The 13,386-nt window shown below is 62.7% G+C and carries 17 protein-coding genes and 2 tRNA genes; 14 read left to right on the forward strand and 5 right to left on the reverse strand.

Annotation, left to right across the window (positions count from 1 at the left end):
- Window positions 1-111: 111 nt before the first annotated feature.
- Window positions 112-765 (reverse strand): protein-L-isoaspartate O-methyltransferase family protein, encoded by a 654-nt coding sequence (locus RTCK_RS15140; protein ID WP_185928021.1) that lies wholly within the window; start codon window positions 763-765, stop codon window positions 112-114.
- Between the two features lie 231 nt (window positions 766-996).
- Between RTCK_RS15140 and RTCK_RS15145 the strand changes: the two genes are divergently transcribed.
- Window positions 997-1,070, forward strand: a tRNA-Cys gene (locus tag RTCK_RS15145).
- Window positions 1,071-1,131: 61 nt separating this feature from the next.
- On the opposite strand, the gene RTCK_RS15150 is transcribed toward RTCK_RS15145, so the two are convergent.
- A complete protein-coding gene (locus RTCK_RS15150) occupies window positions 1,132-1,437 on the reverse strand; it encodes a hypothetical protein (RefSeq protein ID WP_185928022.1) in 306 nt (101 codons plus the stop codon).
- Between the two features lie 367 nt (window positions 1,438-1,804).
- Between RTCK_RS15150 and RTCK_RS15155 the strand changes: the two genes are divergently transcribed.
- Window positions 1,805-2,446: an exopolysaccharide biosynthesis protein gene (locus tag RTCK_RS15155; RefSeq protein WP_142520837.1), complete on the forward strand. Its 642-nt coding sequence runs from the start codon at window positions 1,805-1,807 to the stop codon at window positions 2,444-2,446.
- Here the strand turns inward: RTCK_RS15155 and RTCK_RS15160 are convergent.
- Window positions 2,443-2,637: a hypothetical protein gene (locus RTCK_RS15160; RefSeq protein ID WP_142593436.1), complete on the reverse strand. Its 195-nt coding sequence runs from the start codon at window positions 2,635-2,637 to the stop codon at window positions 2,443-2,445. The two genes, RTCK_RS15155 and RTCK_RS15160, sit on opposite strands and share 4 nt — an antisense overlap.
- A 230-nt stretch (window positions 2,638-2,867) precedes the next feature.
- On the opposite strand from RTCK_RS15160, the gene RTCK_RS15165 reads away from it, so the two are divergent.
- From RTCK_RS15165 to RTCK_RS15205, 9 genes are all read left to right on the forward strand, one after another.
- Window positions 2,868-2,942 (forward strand) — tRNA-Asn (locus RTCK_RS15165).
- A 140-nt stretch (window positions 2,943-3,082) separates the two neighbouring features.
- On the forward strand, window positions 3,083-3,475 hold the full coding sequence (locus tag RTCK_RS15170; protein ID WP_142520838.1) for a DUF1236 domain-containing protein: 393 nt from the start codon (window positions 3,083-3,085) through the stop codon (window positions 3,473-3,475).
- A 108-nt stretch (window positions 3,476-3,583) separates the two neighbouring features.
- Complete coding sequence (locus tag RTCK_RS15175; RefSeq protein ID WP_142593392.1) at window positions 3,584-3,850, forward strand: hypothetical protein; 267 nt, start codon at window positions 3,584-3,586, stop codon at window positions 3,848-3,850.
- A 91-nt stretch (window positions 3,851-3,941) separates the two neighbouring features.
- Window positions 3,942-4,214, forward strand: a complete 273-nt coding sequence (locus tag RTCK_RS15180; RefSeq protein WP_142520840.1) for a hypothetical protein — start codon at window positions 3,942-3,944, stop codon at window positions 4,212-4,214.
- 196 nt (window positions 4,215-4,410) lie between these two features.
- Window positions 4,411-5,448, forward strand: coding sequence for a cysteine synthase A (locus RTCK_RS15185; RefSeq protein WP_142593393.1), 1,038 nt, complete (start codon window positions 4,411-4,413; stop codon window positions 5,446-5,448).
- 6 nt (window positions 5,449-5,454) lie between these two features.
- A complete protein-coding gene (locus tag RTCK_RS15190; protein ID WP_142593394.1) occupies window positions 5,455-6,192 on the forward strand; it encodes an alanyl-tRNA editing protein in 738 nt (245 codons plus the stop codon).
- Between the two features lie 20 nt (window positions 6,193-6,212).
- Complete coding sequence (gene sseA, locus RTCK_RS15195; RefSeq protein WP_142520843.1) at window positions 6,213-7,079, forward strand: 3-mercaptopyruvate sulfurtransferase; 867 nt, start codon at window positions 6,213-6,215, stop codon at window positions 7,077-7,079.
- Window positions 7,080-7,082: 3 nt separating this feature from the next.
- Window positions 7,083-7,640: a GNAT family N-acetyltransferase gene (locus RTCK_RS15200; RefSeq protein ID WP_142520844.1), complete on the forward strand. Its 558-nt coding sequence runs from the start codon at window positions 7,083-7,085 to the stop codon at window positions 7,638-7,640.
- Between the two features lie 69 nt (window positions 7,641-7,709).
- Window positions 7,710-8,189: a DUF1203 domain-containing protein gene (locus tag RTCK_RS15205; protein ID WP_142520845.1), complete on the forward strand. Its 480-nt coding sequence runs from the start codon at window positions 7,710-7,712 to the stop codon at window positions 8,187-8,189.
- Window positions 8,190-8,289: 100 nt separating this feature from the next.
- Here RTCK_RS15205 and RTCK_RS15210 read toward each other — a convergent pair whose 3' ends face one another.
- The gene (locus RTCK_RS15210; RefSeq protein WP_142593395.1) at window positions 8,290-8,949 is read right to left on the reverse strand and encodes a PadR family transcriptional regulator; all 660 of its coding nucleotides are present in this window, start codon (window positions 8,947-8,949) and stop codon (window positions 8,290-8,292) included.
- Window positions 8,950-9,113: 164 nt separating this feature from the next.
- Window positions 9,114-10,232, reverse strand: coding sequence for an alanine dehydrogenase (gene ald / locus RTCK_RS15215; protein WP_142593396.1), 1,119 nt, complete (start codon window positions 10,230-10,232; stop codon window positions 9,114-9,116).
- A 154-nt stretch (window positions 10,233-10,386) separates the two neighbouring features.
- Between ald and RTCK_RS15220 the strand changes: the two genes are divergently transcribed.
- The 3 genes from RTCK_RS15220 (at window position 10,387) to RTCK_RS15230 (ending at window position 13,358) form a co-directional block, all read left to right on the forward strand.
- Window positions 10,387-10,848 carry an Lrp/AsnC family transcriptional regulator gene (locus tag RTCK_RS15220; protein WP_142520848.1) on the forward strand — a complete coding sequence of 154 codons (462 nt, stop codon included), beginning with the start codon at window positions 10,387-10,389 and terminating at the stop codon, window positions 10,846-10,848.
- Between the two features lie 86 nt (window positions 10,849-10,934).
- Entirely contained in the window at window positions 10,935-11,273 is a 339-nt protein-coding gene (locus RTCK_RS15225) for a PilZ domain-containing protein (RefSeq protein ID WP_235988705.1), read from the forward strand.
- 99 nt (window positions 11,274-11,372) lie between these two features.
- Complete coding sequence (locus tag RTCK_RS15230; protein WP_142593397.1) at window positions 11,373-13,358, forward strand: bifunctional 2',3'-cyclic-nucleotide 2'-phosphodiesterase/3'-nucleotidase; 1,986 nt, start codon at window positions 11,373-11,375, stop codon at window positions 13,356-13,358.
- The last annotated feature ends 28 nt before the right edge of the window (window positions 13,359-13,386 follow it).

Here is a 13,386-nt window from a genome sequence, read left to right on the forward strand (position 1 = left end):
ACGAAACCGGGCAAGGGAAACAATCGCAGGAGTCCCAAAGGCTTGCGGGATACACAGAATTGTTTTGCAGGTGAGTCCGGACGGCCACACGCATGCGGCCACCGGCCGGGATCAGAAAACGAAGCTGCGCTCGCGACGGAAGCCGGGCAGCGGCTTTACGGACGCGTTGAAGTGGCTGCCTTCGGAAACTGTGCCGCGCTCCTTCACGAGAAGCCTGGCCTGCGCGGCATTGCCGTAGCCCACCACGGCGACCAGCCGGCCCCCGTCGCGCAGCTGTTCCAGCAGTTCCGCCGGGACCTCCTCCACCGCTCCGTTGACGAAGATCAGGTCGTAGGGAGCCTCCGCCGGATACCCCTTCTCCATCTCACCGTGGACGACGGCGACATTGTCGTAACCCAGACGCGACAGTACATCGCTTGCACGCGCGCACAGATCCTCATCGGCGTCAAGCGAGACGACCGATCCCGCAAGCTGCGAAAGAAGCGCCGAGACATAGCCGGTGCCACAGCCGACCTCCAGCACCAGATCGTCCTTGCCGATGTGAGCAAGCTGCAGCAGCTTGGCGAGTGGCGAGGCTTCCATTAGATAGCGGCCGGGCGCGATCTCGATATCGTCGTCGATATAGGCGATCGGCTTCAGGTTCGCCGGAACGAATTCCTCGCGCGGAACCGACAGGAAAGCCTGCAGCACGGAGTGGGAGGTCACGTCCGTGGTGCGGATCTGGTTGTCCACCATCTTTGTCCGTGCCGATTCGAAGTCCATCATCCCGGTTGTCCCAACTTGACCTTGCTCGCGCCGTCTTTACTGGGGTGGAGCGCCGCTTTCAAGTCGCGCGCCGGCTTCCTCGTCAAAAAGCATCCCGAGGCGACATCCCGCCGCGTCTCGACCTTGTTCCAAACCGCCTCCGGAAAACGATCGAGACCCCCTCCTTTTCCCTTGCGCCGCATTTCGATTCGTTCTAAACGCCCCGTCACCACACGCTTTTTAGCACCGGATGGCCTCGTGGCGGAGTGGTGACGCAGAGGACTGCAAATCCTTGTACCCCGGTTCAATTCCGGGCGAGGCCTCCATCCGATGACCGCCCTCTTCGATCCATCGATCTCCGGCGCCGGCTGACCAGCCAGGGCCGTGTCATGTCTCTGAGGAGACGAGAGGCGCATAAGCAGGCCAATAGCGGTCGGAGCGGAAGTCGGCCGGGATAACGCCCAGCGCCGAAAGGGTATCAGCGACGAAATTGATCTGCATGGCGAGGTACCGGATCTCTCGCGGAACCGGCACGCCCGTCATCCTTTCCCGGTTCGACAGGCGCTCGTAGTCCAGCGCACGCAAACGGCGGTCCGCCTCCCGCCTCACCTCGTCGGCCCTTGCCGGCAGGATCGCGACAAGATCCACCGCCTCGGCATCCCGCCGCCCGCCTTCTATCACCCTGAGATTCATTGCCGTCCCCGTCTGTCCACGCAGCCAGCTTCCGTGATTCGAGCTGTTCCCCTCAAGAACGAGATCTCGCCCTTGATTATTGGCCTGAGGGCCAGGATCGGCTACACTGGGAACGTCGCGAGGCGGGGGGAGACTGCCATGTGACGCCGAATGGCGCAGGAGGAACCGCCATGCACTACCTGGACTTCATGACCAGCCTCAATCCGTTCGTGCTTGCACTGCTTGTTCTTGTGCTGCTCTGCGGCGCCTATGACCGCTGGTCTCAGCCACACTAGCGCCGTGACAAAGAACACGTGATCCGGCCGCGGCTTTGCTCGTGGCGGGAATACTGCTATCCATCCGTTCTCCCACAACCCGGAGCCGGACATTGCAGGATCACGCACAGTTTGAAGACAGCACCGCCTCGCTGAGCGCGACGCTCAGGGACGTCATCTCGCGCATCGGCGGCTCGTCGGTGACATTGCGGGATCTCATGTCCGCGGTCGGAGAACATGGGCTGCTTTTGCTCTGTGCGGTTGCGGCGCTGCCCTTTCTGATCCCTGTTTCGATTCCCGGCGTCAGCACCGTCTTCGGTTTCGCGATCATCCTCATCAGCCTAGCGATCACCTTCAATCGCATGCCCTGGCTGCCGAGGAAGATACTCGATCGGAAGCTCGATTCGCAGAAACTGGTGCCGGCCCTGGAAAAGGGTGTCTCTATCGTTTCCCGCCTCGACAACTACCTGAGGCCGCGGATGAGCTCTGTGGTCGAAGGTGGGGCCGTCAACAGGCTGAACGGCCTGGCCATCGCCTTCAGCGGCGTCTTGCTCATGTTCCCGCTCGGCCTCATCCCCTTCTCCAACACGCTTCCGGGGATCGCCGTCCTGCTGATCGCCACGGGGATGATGCAGCGTGACGGACTTGTCGTGCTGGCCGGATACGCCTTCATCGCGATCACCGTCATCTATTTTTCCGTGCTGGGCTTCATGGCGTTCAGCGCCGGACAGGGTGTGGCCGCACTCCTGGGCTAACGCTCCTGGCGCCGACGTTCCCACCATACCGCCAGCCGGCGCCGCTTGCGGCGAACGGAGGGAAGGTCGTGCGACAGCACGATCAGGCCGAGCGGCACCATCCAGAAGCCGAGAACGGGCAGGAAGCCCAGCGTTCCGCCGACGATCAGGACACCGCCCACCGCCATCCGGCCGGCTCGCGAGCGCGGCATCGGCAGATGCCAACCGCCCAAGGCCAGCTTGCCGCTGGCCGGGTCAATTCCAAAGCGCTTCGTTTTACGCGTGTGCGGCACGATCCTGTCCACAGGTAACCTCTGTTCGAGCGGTTCAGATGGTGCGGACAGGGCCCGGAAACAAGCGATCCGCATATTTTTCAAAAAAGCGCTTGGCAAACCGGGAAAGCATTTGTATTACCCCGCTCGACGCCGCGCCAAGCGCGTGTTCCCTGGTAGCTCAGCGGTAGAGCACTCGACTGTTAATCGATAGGTCGCCGGTTCGAATCCGGCCCGGGGAGCCACTTCCTTCAAATCCTCCGACATTCGGTCGCGCCATGCGTCCGCCGACCGACTCGCGCCTTGCTGCGAGCATGACGTCGCGGAACGAAAATCAAAGCATCACGTTCACTGCCCCATGGCTCTACAAGAAAAGGAGATCGCCATGAGGAAGCTCGTTATGATTGCCGCCGCCGCAGGTCTTTTTGCAGGCGGTGCGATTGCCCAGGAGAGCACGGTTAATGGCGCCGTCGGCGGTGCAGTCACCGGTGCTATCGTCGGCGGTCCGATAGGCGCAGCCGTCGGTGGCGTCGTCGGGGCGGCCGCCGGCACGGCAATCGACCCGCCGCCGGAGCGTGTCGTCACTTATGTCCGCGAACAGCCGGTTCCGGCCCAGCCGATCGTGGTGGAACGCGAAGTGGTGGTGGGCCAGCCCCTGCCACAGACGGTGGTCCTGACGCCCGTTCCGGAAGCGCCGGAATATGCCTATACCTACGTTAACGAACGCCGCGTCATCGTCGATCCCCAGACCTACACGGTCGTCCAGGTCGTCGACTGACGGCCGATACCCATGAAGCGACCAGGCCCCGGCAGCGCCCGGGGCTTTGTTCGTTTGCCCAGCCTGGCTGCACTCGTCGCATCCGCGGAAGACGAAGGATACCCGCTCATGTCAATCTACTATCGCTACAGCGACGCCAACGCCCTTGAGGGCACCATCGTGGTCAGCCTCTATCGTTCCGGAGACGAAATTCGCGCCTTCATAGAGGAGGTCGCGGAGCCACAGACCGGGGAGACGATCTTCCCGGCCGAAGAGATGGAGCCGGAGGCCGCCTTCCGGATCGCCGAGAACAAGAACCGCGACCCCAGCAGACCTGTGCTCGTTGAACTCAAGGAGGGGATCACGTGGAATGACGCATGGGGCGAATTACGGTAATCGAGTTGCTCCTTTGGAACAACCCTGCCGGTCTCCCGTTAGGCGGGTGTAACGGAGAACCCGCTGGGAAACCGGCTCTAGGAGGAAAAGAATGATTACCAAACTTCTGACAGTATCCGCCTTTACTCTTGCACTTGCAACGGGCGCCATGGCGCAGACGAGCGGGAGCGACACCGGTGATTCCGGCAGCGATACCGGCAGTGCGGCCGACTCGGCCACAACCGGTTCCACGACTGGCTCCGCCGCGAACAACACGAATTCGGGCGATGGTACGAGGGACGACGACCGTTGCACCGAGACGAGCGCCGAAGCCACGAGTTCCACGCCGAGCGGCACTATGCCGGATGCTGCTTGCGAAGATTAAGCCCGTCCCGGCTATCGCACTTCAAGGGCTGGCTCCCGGGTCGGCCCTTTTTCATTTACCAGCGGTTCCTCTTCCGTTCCGAGCGATCAAATTTTTCGGCCACTCCCCCGTCCGTAGAAGAGCGTTTCTTGCCTTGCACATCTTGTCCGTCAACAAGAGCGGTTTTACATCTAGGCGAACCCATAAGGCTTTCTTCATGACTCCCCACCCATCCGTCCTCGACGTCATCGGCAACACGCCGCTCATTCGCCTCAAGGGGCCGTCAGAGACCACCAGCTGCGAGATCCTGGGCAAGGCGGAATTCCTCAACCCAGGCCAGTCGGTGAAGGATCGCGCCGCCCTCTACATCATCCGCGATGCCGAGAAGAAAGGCCTCCTGAAGCCCGGCGGCGTCATCGTCGAGGGAACGGCCGGCAATACCGGCATCGGATTGGCGCTCGTTGCCAATGCACTGGGATACCGCACGGTCATCGTCATCCCGGAGACCCAGAGCCAGGAGAAGAAGGACGCGCTGCGCCTGCTCGGGGCGGAACTCGTCGAGGTGCCGGCCGTGCCATATCGCAACCCGAACAACTATGTGAAGGTTTCCGGACGACTGGCCGAAGAACTGGCGAAGACGGAGCCTGCAGGCGCCATATGGGCCAACCAGTTCGACAATGTCGCCAACCGGGAAGCCCACGTCGAGACGACGGCCGCGGAAATCCTTCAACAGACGGACGGAAAAGTGGACGGCTTCATCTGCGCGGTCGGTTCCGGCGGCACGCTTGCCGGCGTTGCGAAGGGGCTGCGTGCGGGCAAGCCCGGCGTCAAGATCGGCCTTGCCGACCCCGAAGGCGCAGCACTCTATGAATACTATGCCCACGGCGAACTCAAAGCCGAGGGCTCCTCGATCACCGAAGGGATCGGCCAGGGTCGGATCACTGCCAACCTTGAGGGCTTCAAGCCGGATTTCGCCTACCGCATTGCGGACGCTGAAGCGCTTCCGCTGATCTTCGACCTCGTCGAACAGGAAGGGCTGTGCCTGGGGGGCTCGTCCGGCATCAACGTCGCCGGCGCAGTGCGCATGGCGCGGGACCTTGGTCCAGGTCATACGATCGTCACCGTCCTCTGCGACTACGGCAACCGCTACCAGTCGAAGCTCTTCAATCCGGATTTCCTGCGCTCCAAGGGCCTTCCCGTGCCGCAATGGCTGACCCGCAAGAGCGACATCACCATCCCCTTCGCAGCGGTCTAAGCTCCCATGCCCGTCCAAGCCCTGTTTCGCGACGACTTCTACAGGAAGACGGCCGAGGCCGTTGTCACCGCCATACACGACGATGGGGGCATCGAGCTCGATCGAACCTGCTTCTACGCGACATCCGGCGGACAACCGGGCGACACCGGCCTTTTCGAGCGGGCTGACGGCAGCCGGATCCGGATCGCAGGGACGCGGAACGGCGCCAGCAAGGATATCATCATCCATCTTCCGCGGGAGGGCGAACCGTCGCTTCTGGTCGGGGAAAACGTGCGCCTTCATCTGGACTGGGAGCGCCGACACCGCCTGATGCGGATGCATACCGCCTGCCACCTGCTCTCGGTCGTCTGTCCCTACCCTATCACCGGCGCGGCCGTTGGCGAGGAGGAGTCGCGGGTCGACTTCGACATGACCGATATCATCGACAAGGACGAGGTGACGGCGCGCCTCATGGAACTCGTGGCACAGGATCATCCGGTCTACGTCCAGTGGATCACGGACGAGGAACTCGCGGCCAATCCGGGTATCGTCAAATCCAAGAACGTCCGGCCGCCTGTCGGCCTCGGGCGCGTCAGTCTCGTCTGCATCGGCGAGAACTCGAGCGTTGACAGCCAGCCCTGCGGGGGGACACATGTGGCGCGAACCGGCGAGGTGGGCCAGATCCACATCGCCAAGATCGAAAAGAAGGGCAAGGAGAACCGGCGCTTCCGCATCCGGTTCGGTGAGGCCGTGGCCGGCGGCTGATGCCTGCAGGGAGGACCGTCATGACAGAGACCAGCCGCTTCGTCGTTTCATCCGGGTGGCTCGCGGGGGAGATGGGAAGCCCAGACCTCCGCATCGTCGATGCCTCCTTTTACCTGCCGGCACAGAAGCGTAACGCGGATGCCGAGTATGCCGCCGGCCACATCCCCGGCGCCGTGCGCTTCGATCATGACGCCGTGGCCGATCACTCGACCGACCTGCCGCACGTCGTTCCCTCGCCCCAGGTCTTTGCGGAAGCCGTCGGCAAGCTCGGCATCAGCGAGAACGACCGGATCGTCATTTACGATGGTCCAGGCATCTTCTCGGCGCCGCGGGCCTGGTGGCTTTTTCGCATCATGGGCGCCCGCAATGTCTTCATCCTCGATGGCGGCCTCGACGGCTGGAAGGCGGAGGGCCGTGCGCTGGAAGCAACCGTCCCCTCACCCCGACCTGCTGTCTTCACGCCGCGGTTCCGGCCCGAGAAGGTCGTCGATCTTCAGACCATGCGTCGTATCGTTGCAGACGGTTCCGCCCAGATCGCCGACGCACGGAGCGCAGGTCGTTTCGCTGGCACGGAGCCGGAGCCGAGGGCAGGCCTGCGGTCGGGGCACATGCCAGGCGCGCGCAATCTGCCCTCCGGATTTTTCTCCTCCAACGGCAAGCTGAAGTCCTTGCCGGAATTGCACGACATCCTGAGAGATGCCGGGCTCGACCTTGACCGTCCGGTCGTTACGAGCTGCGGCTCCGGGATCACGGCGGCGATCATCACGCTGGCGCTGGAATCGCTCGGACAGGAGGACAACCGCCTCTACGACGGATCGTGGACGGAATGGGGAGGCCAGGCCGATACGCCCGTGGTTTCCGGACCTCCGGATCCAGGGGCGGCATAGGCTATGGGCAAGAAGGCGGGGCCGCTCACGGCCCATGTCACCAAGCTCGCGATGACAGCGCCGCCGAGGGCGAGCCTGCCGGTGCCTGTCAACCTGCAGACGGCAATCATCCGCGCGCCGCAGATTCCGCTTCACTACTACCGGTATCTCTACCGGCAGGTCGGCAAGCGGTGGCACTGGTACCAGCGGCTGCGGCTGTCTGACGATGATCTCGCGGCCATCATCCATGATCCCCAGGTTTCCGTTACGGTGCTGTACGTCAACGGCGCCCCCGCCGGCTTCTTCGAGCTTCGCAAGCAGAGCGAAGAGATCACCGAGCTTTCCTATTTCGGCCTCTTCGAACATGCGATCGGGCTCGGGATCGGCAAGTGGTTCCTGGCCCAGGCGCTCTACGCCGCCTGGCAGGACACTCCGCAGAAGGTCACGGTGACAACCAACACGCTCGATCATCCCCGCGCCCTGCAGCTCTACCAGATGATGGGCTTCACGCCTGTCGCCACCTATGAGGCGATCGTGCATCCGATGAGCGACGCGGAGCTCCTGAAGGTGCTGGACGCCTGAGGCAAGAAACGGGTGGCGGACGCCCTGCCTCTCCGGCATGCCGGAGGTGGACACACAGGGGAGTTCACCATGACAGTTTCATTCCATGCCATTCCCACGGAGGATGCCGAGCATCTGCGAAATGGCGGCAGCGACGCCTATGGACGCCTTCCGGAAACGCTGATTGCCGACGGCCCCGGCTATCCGTGCCGCCATTGCCTGACGGCCATTGCGACGGGAGACGAACTCCTGGTGCTCGCCTATCGCCCCTTTCCGCAGCTTCAACCCTATGCGGAGACCGGGCCGATCTTCCTCCACAAGAAGCCTTGCCGGCGGTATATCGCGTCCGAGGTACTTCCGCCGGCGCTCTGCAGCTCCGACTATATCGTCCGGGGTTATGGCAAGGATGACCGGATCGTCTACGGCACGGGTGCGGTGACGCCTGCGGACAGAATCGTTGCTCGTGCCGCCGAGCTCCTCTCTCGCGACGACATCGCCTATGTTCATGTTCGTTCCGCCCGCAACAACTGCTACCAGTGCAGGATCGACCGATCGTCCAGCGTCGGCTGAACGATCCTGGCCGATAGAAGCGCGCACAAGCGCGGGACCGAGAGCACGGCAATCGGCCAGGATCGTTCAGCCGATACACGTTAGGCCCTCCCGCTCCTGATCAACCCTGATTGGGCTTCCTGTCCAGGTCCTCGGCCACCTGCAGGAGCAGTTTGACGATCTCGCCGGCACGCCGCTCGTCATCCTCCAGCGCGCGCGCAATCACCTCGCGCAGGTTCAACAGGGCGGCGTCGACGCTGCGCGGCAAGCCCGGACCTCGGTCGCTGCTTCGGTCGCGCTGCTCCTGCCGCTGGCGCACCTTGTCGGCGAAATGCGACAGCCGCTCCAGTATGGTGCCGGCGATGCTGCGGTTCTCGTCCAGATGCGCGCGCCCCTCCTCGGTGATCGCATAGCGCTTCTTGTTACCCTGCTGTTCGGCCGAGACATAACCCGCCTCCTCCAGATAGGTCAGCGTCGGATAGATGACGCCGGGGCTCGGTGCATAGAAGCCGTAGGTCAGTTCCTCGATGTGCTTGATGATCTCATAGCCATGCCGAGGCTCCTTCTCCACCAAGGCGAGGACCACCAGCCGCAGGTCGCCCTGCATCAGGAACCGCCCGATCCGGCCGTCGCCCGCGTCGCCGAAGCCGCGCCCGTGTCCGCGGTCACCCCCATGCCGTCCGCCTCCCCGGCGGAACGGTCCGCCGGGCGCAGCAAACAGCCCCTCCAGTCCCCTCCGGCCACCATGGCCCCGATGCGCTTCACATCCATGCTTGAACATCACGTTATTCCCTTGCGTGAGTTTCGATATATCTAAGATATTATCTTGCGGAGCGCCTTTCAAGCTTGCGGAATAAAAAAGCGCCCGCTTGAAGTGCCGACGCTTAGAGTTCTTTTGCCCTCAGAGGACCAGGCGATCCTGTTTCCGGGTATCTTCGATATATCTTACGCGACGTTGAGCAGGCTGTCCGGCGCGGATAGCTCATAGCCCAGCGCTTCGGCAACCGCGGCATTCGTGATACGGCCCCTGTGGACGTTGAGACCGTTTCGCAGATGCTTGTCTTCCGCGATCGCCCGCAGCCCCTTGTCGGCAAGGGCCAGTCCGTGATGCAGCGTGGCATTGTTGAGCGCACGAGCGGAGGTGACCGGCACGGCACCGGGCATGTTAGCCACGCAATAATGGATGATGCCGTCCACTTCGTAGGTAGGCTCGGAATGGGTGGTGGCGTGGGAGGTCTCGAAGCAACCGCCCTGGTCGATGGCGACATCCACCATCACAGCCCCTTTCTTCATGCCGGACAGCATCTCGCGAGTGACGAGTTTGGGAGCCGCCGCGCCGGGGATGAGTACCGCTCCGATGACGAGATCGGCCGCGAATACCTCTTCCTCCACGGCATCGATGGTCGAATAGCGGGTATGGACCCGTCCGTTGAAGATGTCGTCCAACTGGCGCAGGCGCGGCAGCGACCGATCGATGATCGTGACATCGGCGCCGAGACCGACCGCCATCCGGGCGGCATGGAGACCCACCACGCCACCACCGATCACCGCGACCTTGGCGGGCAGCACGCCGGGCACGCCGCCGAGCAGGATACCGAGGCCGCCATTCGCCTTCTGCAGAGCCGTCGCGCCCGCCTGGATGGCGAGGCGCCCGGCGACTTCCGACATCGGGGCCAGGAGCGGCAGCCCGCCACGGTCGTCGGTGACGGTCTCATAGGCGATCGCGGTCACCCCCGAAACCAACAATCCCTTGGTCTGCTCCGGATCCGGCGCCAGGTGGAGATAGGTGTAAAGGATCTGGCCGTCGCGCAACTGCGCCCATTCGGCCGGCTGCGGTTCCTTGACCTTCACGACCATGTCGCATTTTTCGAAGATGTCCCTGGCGGAGCCGACGATCCTGGCTCCTGCGGCGGCATAGGCGTCATCGCCGGCGCCGATACCTTCGCCCGCTTTCGTCTGGATGAGGACCTCATGGCCGTGGGCCACATATTCCCGCACCGCGCCGGGGGTGAGGCCCACACGGTATTCATGGTTTTTGATTTCCTTCGGGCATCCGACACGCATTCAGCGTTCCTCTCTCTTCTTTGGCTCGCGGCCTTTTCCGATCAAAGAACGAAATCAGAGAATGGCGTGAATGTCCTTGCAAAGGCAGGCTTCAGATGCTTCCGTTCACGCAGGAAATTGCACCTCGGCCACGTAATTCGGGAGAATCTTGCGCATGTCTCAGCCGGACACGATTGATCTTGCAATCATGCGGATTCTCCAGCAGGAGGGCCGTATCTCCAACGCGGTCCTTGCCGATCGTGTCGGCCTGTCGCAATCGGCCTGTTCCCGCCGCCTGACGGCGCTCGAAAAGAGCGGCGTCATCAGTGGCTATCATGCACGGCTGTCGAACAAGGCCCTGGACTACAAGATGATGGTTATCGTCCACATCTCGCTATCCGGGCAGTTTGCCAAGACGCTGACGGAATTCGAGGCGGCCGTAAAGCGCTGCCCCAACGTGCTGGTCTGCTACCTGATGTCGGGCGAATACGACTACATCCTGCGGGTCGCCGCCAAGGATCTCGAAGACTACGAGCGCATCCACCGCGATTGGCTCTCGGCACTGCCCCACGTCGTCAAGATCAACTCCAGCTTTGCGCTTCGGGAAGTCATCGATCGGCCGAATGTCGGACTATGAACTCTTCAAATTCGAGCGAATGAAGCAAAAGGACTTCAACATCTCTCTGCTAATACATGGACGCTGTATATCGGGGGAGATGATCCATGGCACAGAATAACCTCGGCATGACAAACCGCGCTGCGGCACGCACGAAGACTCGCATCTATGGAACCGTCAAGTATTTCAACCAGTCCGCGAAAGGCCGGGTCGTGGATCTTTCGGCGACGGGAATTGCGCTGGAACTGCAGGAAGCCTTCGGCGCTGCCGACGGCAGCAGAGTCAAGATCGAGAGCGAGGAGCTCGGCTTCATGGAAGGTACGGTCCGGTGGTGCCGGGGCAGCCGGATCGGCATCCAGCTTCACCTGAACACCAATGCGCTGGCACAGGTGTCCTCCTATTTCCGCTTTTTCCACAAGGATGTAAGGCCCGTTCTGGCACGATAAGCTGCCGCCCGTGGCGGCACCTCCCCCGTCATTTTGCCGATGTACTTCCGTGCGATTGCGCATAATCTCGCTTCGGCAAAATGATCCAGGGAGCCCATCATGCCGCACACCCCTCTCCTTCCGATGACCCGCCGTTCGCTGCTCGGCGGCGTCGCCGCCACGTCGGCACTCGTCATGCTGCATCCGTTCGCGGCCCGCGCCCAGGCAAACCAGGCGCATCTGAGGATCATGGAGACGACGGACATCCACGTCCATGTCCTGCCTTATGATTATTACGGCGACAAACCCAACGACACGATGGGCCTTGCCCGCACGGCTTCCATCATCGATGCGATCCGTGCCGAGGCCGGCAATTCCATGCTGATCGACAATGGCGACTTCCTGCAGGGCAATCCGATGGGCGACTACATCGCCTACGAGCGCGGCATGAAGGAAGGCGACCGGCATCCGATCATCCAGGCGATGAACGTGCTGGGCTATGATGCCGGGACGCTCGGCAACCACGAGTTCAACTACGGCCTCGATTTCATGTTCAAGGTCCTGGGCAGCGCCGGCTTCCCATACGTTTGTGCGAATCTCACCAAGGGCATGCTGGCATCGGATCCCAAACAGGATGAACTCTTCTTCAAGCCCTATGTGATCCTCGAGAAGCAGATCCGCGACGGCTCCGGCGCGACCAGCCCCGTCAAGGTGGGCATTATCGGCTTCGTGCCGCCACAGATCATGGTCTGGGATGCCAAGCACCTGGAAGGCAAGGCGCAGACGCGCGACATCGTCGACGCCGCGAAGGCCTGGGTTCCGGTCATGAAGGAGGAAGGGGCGGACATCGTCGTCGCGCTTTCCCATTCCGGAATCGACGGATCGGGCATGAGCGAGCGGATGGAGAACGCCTCGCTCTACCTTGCCGGCGTCGAAGGAATCGATGCCGTCTTCACCGGCCACCAGCATCTCGTCTTCCCCGGCCCCAAGGATTTCGAAGGCATTGCCGGCGCGGACGCGGCGAAGGGCACGCTGATGGGCAAGCCCGCCGTCATGGCTGGGTTCTGGGGCTCGCATATGGGCCTGATCGACCTGCTGCTCGAAAAGGACGGCAACATCTGGAAGATCGTCGACTTCACCACCGAAGCCCGCCCGATCTATCACCGCGACGAGAACCGGAAAGTGATCGCCGACGTTGAGGACAAGCCGGAGGTTACGGCGGCGGTGAAGGAGGAGCACGAGGCGACGCTCGCCTATGTCCGACGTCCGGTGGGCAAGACGTCGGCGCCGCTCTACTCCTACTTCGCGCTCGTCGCCGACGATCCCTCGGTGCAGATCGTCTCCAATGCCCAGACCTGGTACATCAAGGAAATGCTGAAGGACGGCCCGTACAAGGACTATCCCGTCCTCTCCGCCGCTGCACCCTTCAAGGCCGGCGGCCGTGGCGGCGCCGAATACTATACGGACGTGCCGGCGGGCGACATCGCCATCAAGAACGTCGCCGACCTCTACCTCTATCCAAACACCGTGCAGGCCGTGCTGATCACAGGCGAGCAGGTCCGGAACTGGCTGGAAATGTCGGCCGGCATGTTCAATCAGGTGGAGCCGGGCGCGAAGGATGTGCCGCTCCTCAATGCCGGCTTCCCATCCTACAACTACGACGTCATCGATGGCGTCACCTACCAGATCGACCTGTCGCAGCCGGCGCGCTTCGACAAGGACGGCCAGCTGGTCAACCCCGATGCGCATCGCATCGTCGACCTCCAGTTCGAGGGCAAGCCGATCGATCCGGCGCAGAAGTTCGTCGTAGCCACCAACAACTACCGCGCCGGCGGTGGCGGCAAGTTCCCGGACATCGCCGGCGACAAGGTGATCTTCGTCGCTCCCGATACCAATCGCGACGTGATCGTCCGCTACATCGTCGAGCAAGGCACGATCAATCCCTCGGCCGACGCCAACTGGTCGTTCAAGCCGATGGCCGGGACCACCGCGATCTTCGAGAGCGGGCCGAAGGGCCGCACCTATGTCGCCGACATCAAGGGAGCGAAGATCGAGGACGCCGGCGACGGCGCCGAGGGTTTCGCCAGATTCAGGCTCGTCCTCTGACGTCACCGGCCAGCGACAGGAAGGCTGC

It is taken from the genome of Pseudorhizobium endolithicum, from assembly GCF_902153245.2.
Classification (GTDB): Bacteria; Pseudomonadota; Alphaproteobacteria; order Rhizobiales; family Rhizobiaceae; genus Neorhizobium; species Neorhizobium endolithicum.

Bases quoted from the DNA above. Each gene is read 5' to 3' on its own strand.
- RTCK_RS15140 (WP_185928021.1), bottom strand. From the start codon at position 765: ATGATGGACTTCGAATCGGCACGGACAAAGATGGTGGACAACCAGATC.
- RTCK_RS15150 (WP_185928022.1), bottom strand. From the start codon at position 1,437: ATGAATCTCAGGGTGATAGAAGGCGGGCGGCGGGATGCCGAGGCGGTG.
- RTCK_RS15160 (WP_142593436.1), bottom strand. From the start codon at position 2,637: ATGCCGCGCTCGCGAGCCGGCCGGATGGCGGTGGGCGGTGTCCTGATC.
- RTCK_RS15170 (WP_142520838.1), top strand. From the start codon at position 3,083: ATGAGGAAGCTCGTTATGATTGCCGCCGCCGCAGGTCTTTTTGCAGGC.
- RTCK_RS15175 (WP_142593392.1), top strand. From the start codon at position 3,584: ATGTCAATCTACTATCGCTACAGCGACGCCAACGCCCTTGAGGGCACC.
- RTCK_RS15180 (WP_142520840.1), top strand. From the start codon at position 3,942: ATGATTACCAAACTTCTGACAGTATCCGCCTTTACTCTTGCACTTGCA.
- RTCK_RS15185 (WP_142593393.1), top strand. From the start codon at position 4,411: ATGACTCCCCACCCATCCGTCCTCGACGTCATCGGCAACACGCCGCTC.
- RTCK_RS15190 (WP_142593394.1), top strand. From the start codon at position 5,455: ATGCCCGTCCAAGCCCTGTTTCGCGACGACTTCTACAGGAAGACGGCC.
- sseA (WP_142520843.1), top strand. From the start codon at position 6,213: ATGACAGAGACCAGCCGCTTCGTCGTTTCATCCGGGTGGCTCGCGGGG.
- RTCK_RS15200 (WP_142520844.1), top strand. From the start codon at position 7,083: ATGGGCAAGAAGGCGGGGCCGCTCACGGCCCATGTCACCAAGCTCGCG.
- RTCK_RS15205 (WP_142520845.1), top strand. From the start codon at position 7,710: ATGACAGTTTCATTCCATGCCATTCCCACGGAGGATGCCGAGCATCTG.
- RTCK_RS15210 (WP_142593395.1), bottom strand. From the start codon at position 8,949: ATGTTCAAGCATGGATGTGAAGCGCATCGGGGCCATGGTGGCCGGAGG.
- ald (WP_142593396.1), bottom strand. From the start codon at position 10,232: ATGCGTGTCGGATGCCCGAAGGAAATCAAAAACCATGAATACCGTGTG.
- RTCK_RS15220 (WP_142520848.1), top strand. From the start codon at position 10,387: ATGTCTCAGCCGGACACGATTGATCTTGCAATCATGCGGATTCTCCAG.
- RTCK_RS15225 (WP_235988705.1), top strand. From the start codon at position 10,935: ATGGCACAGAATAACCTCGGCATGACAAACCGCGCTGCGGCACGCACG.
- RTCK_RS15230 (WP_142593397.1), top strand. From the start codon at position 11,373: ATGCCGCACACCCCTCTCCTTCCGATGACCCGCCGTTCGCTGCTCGGC.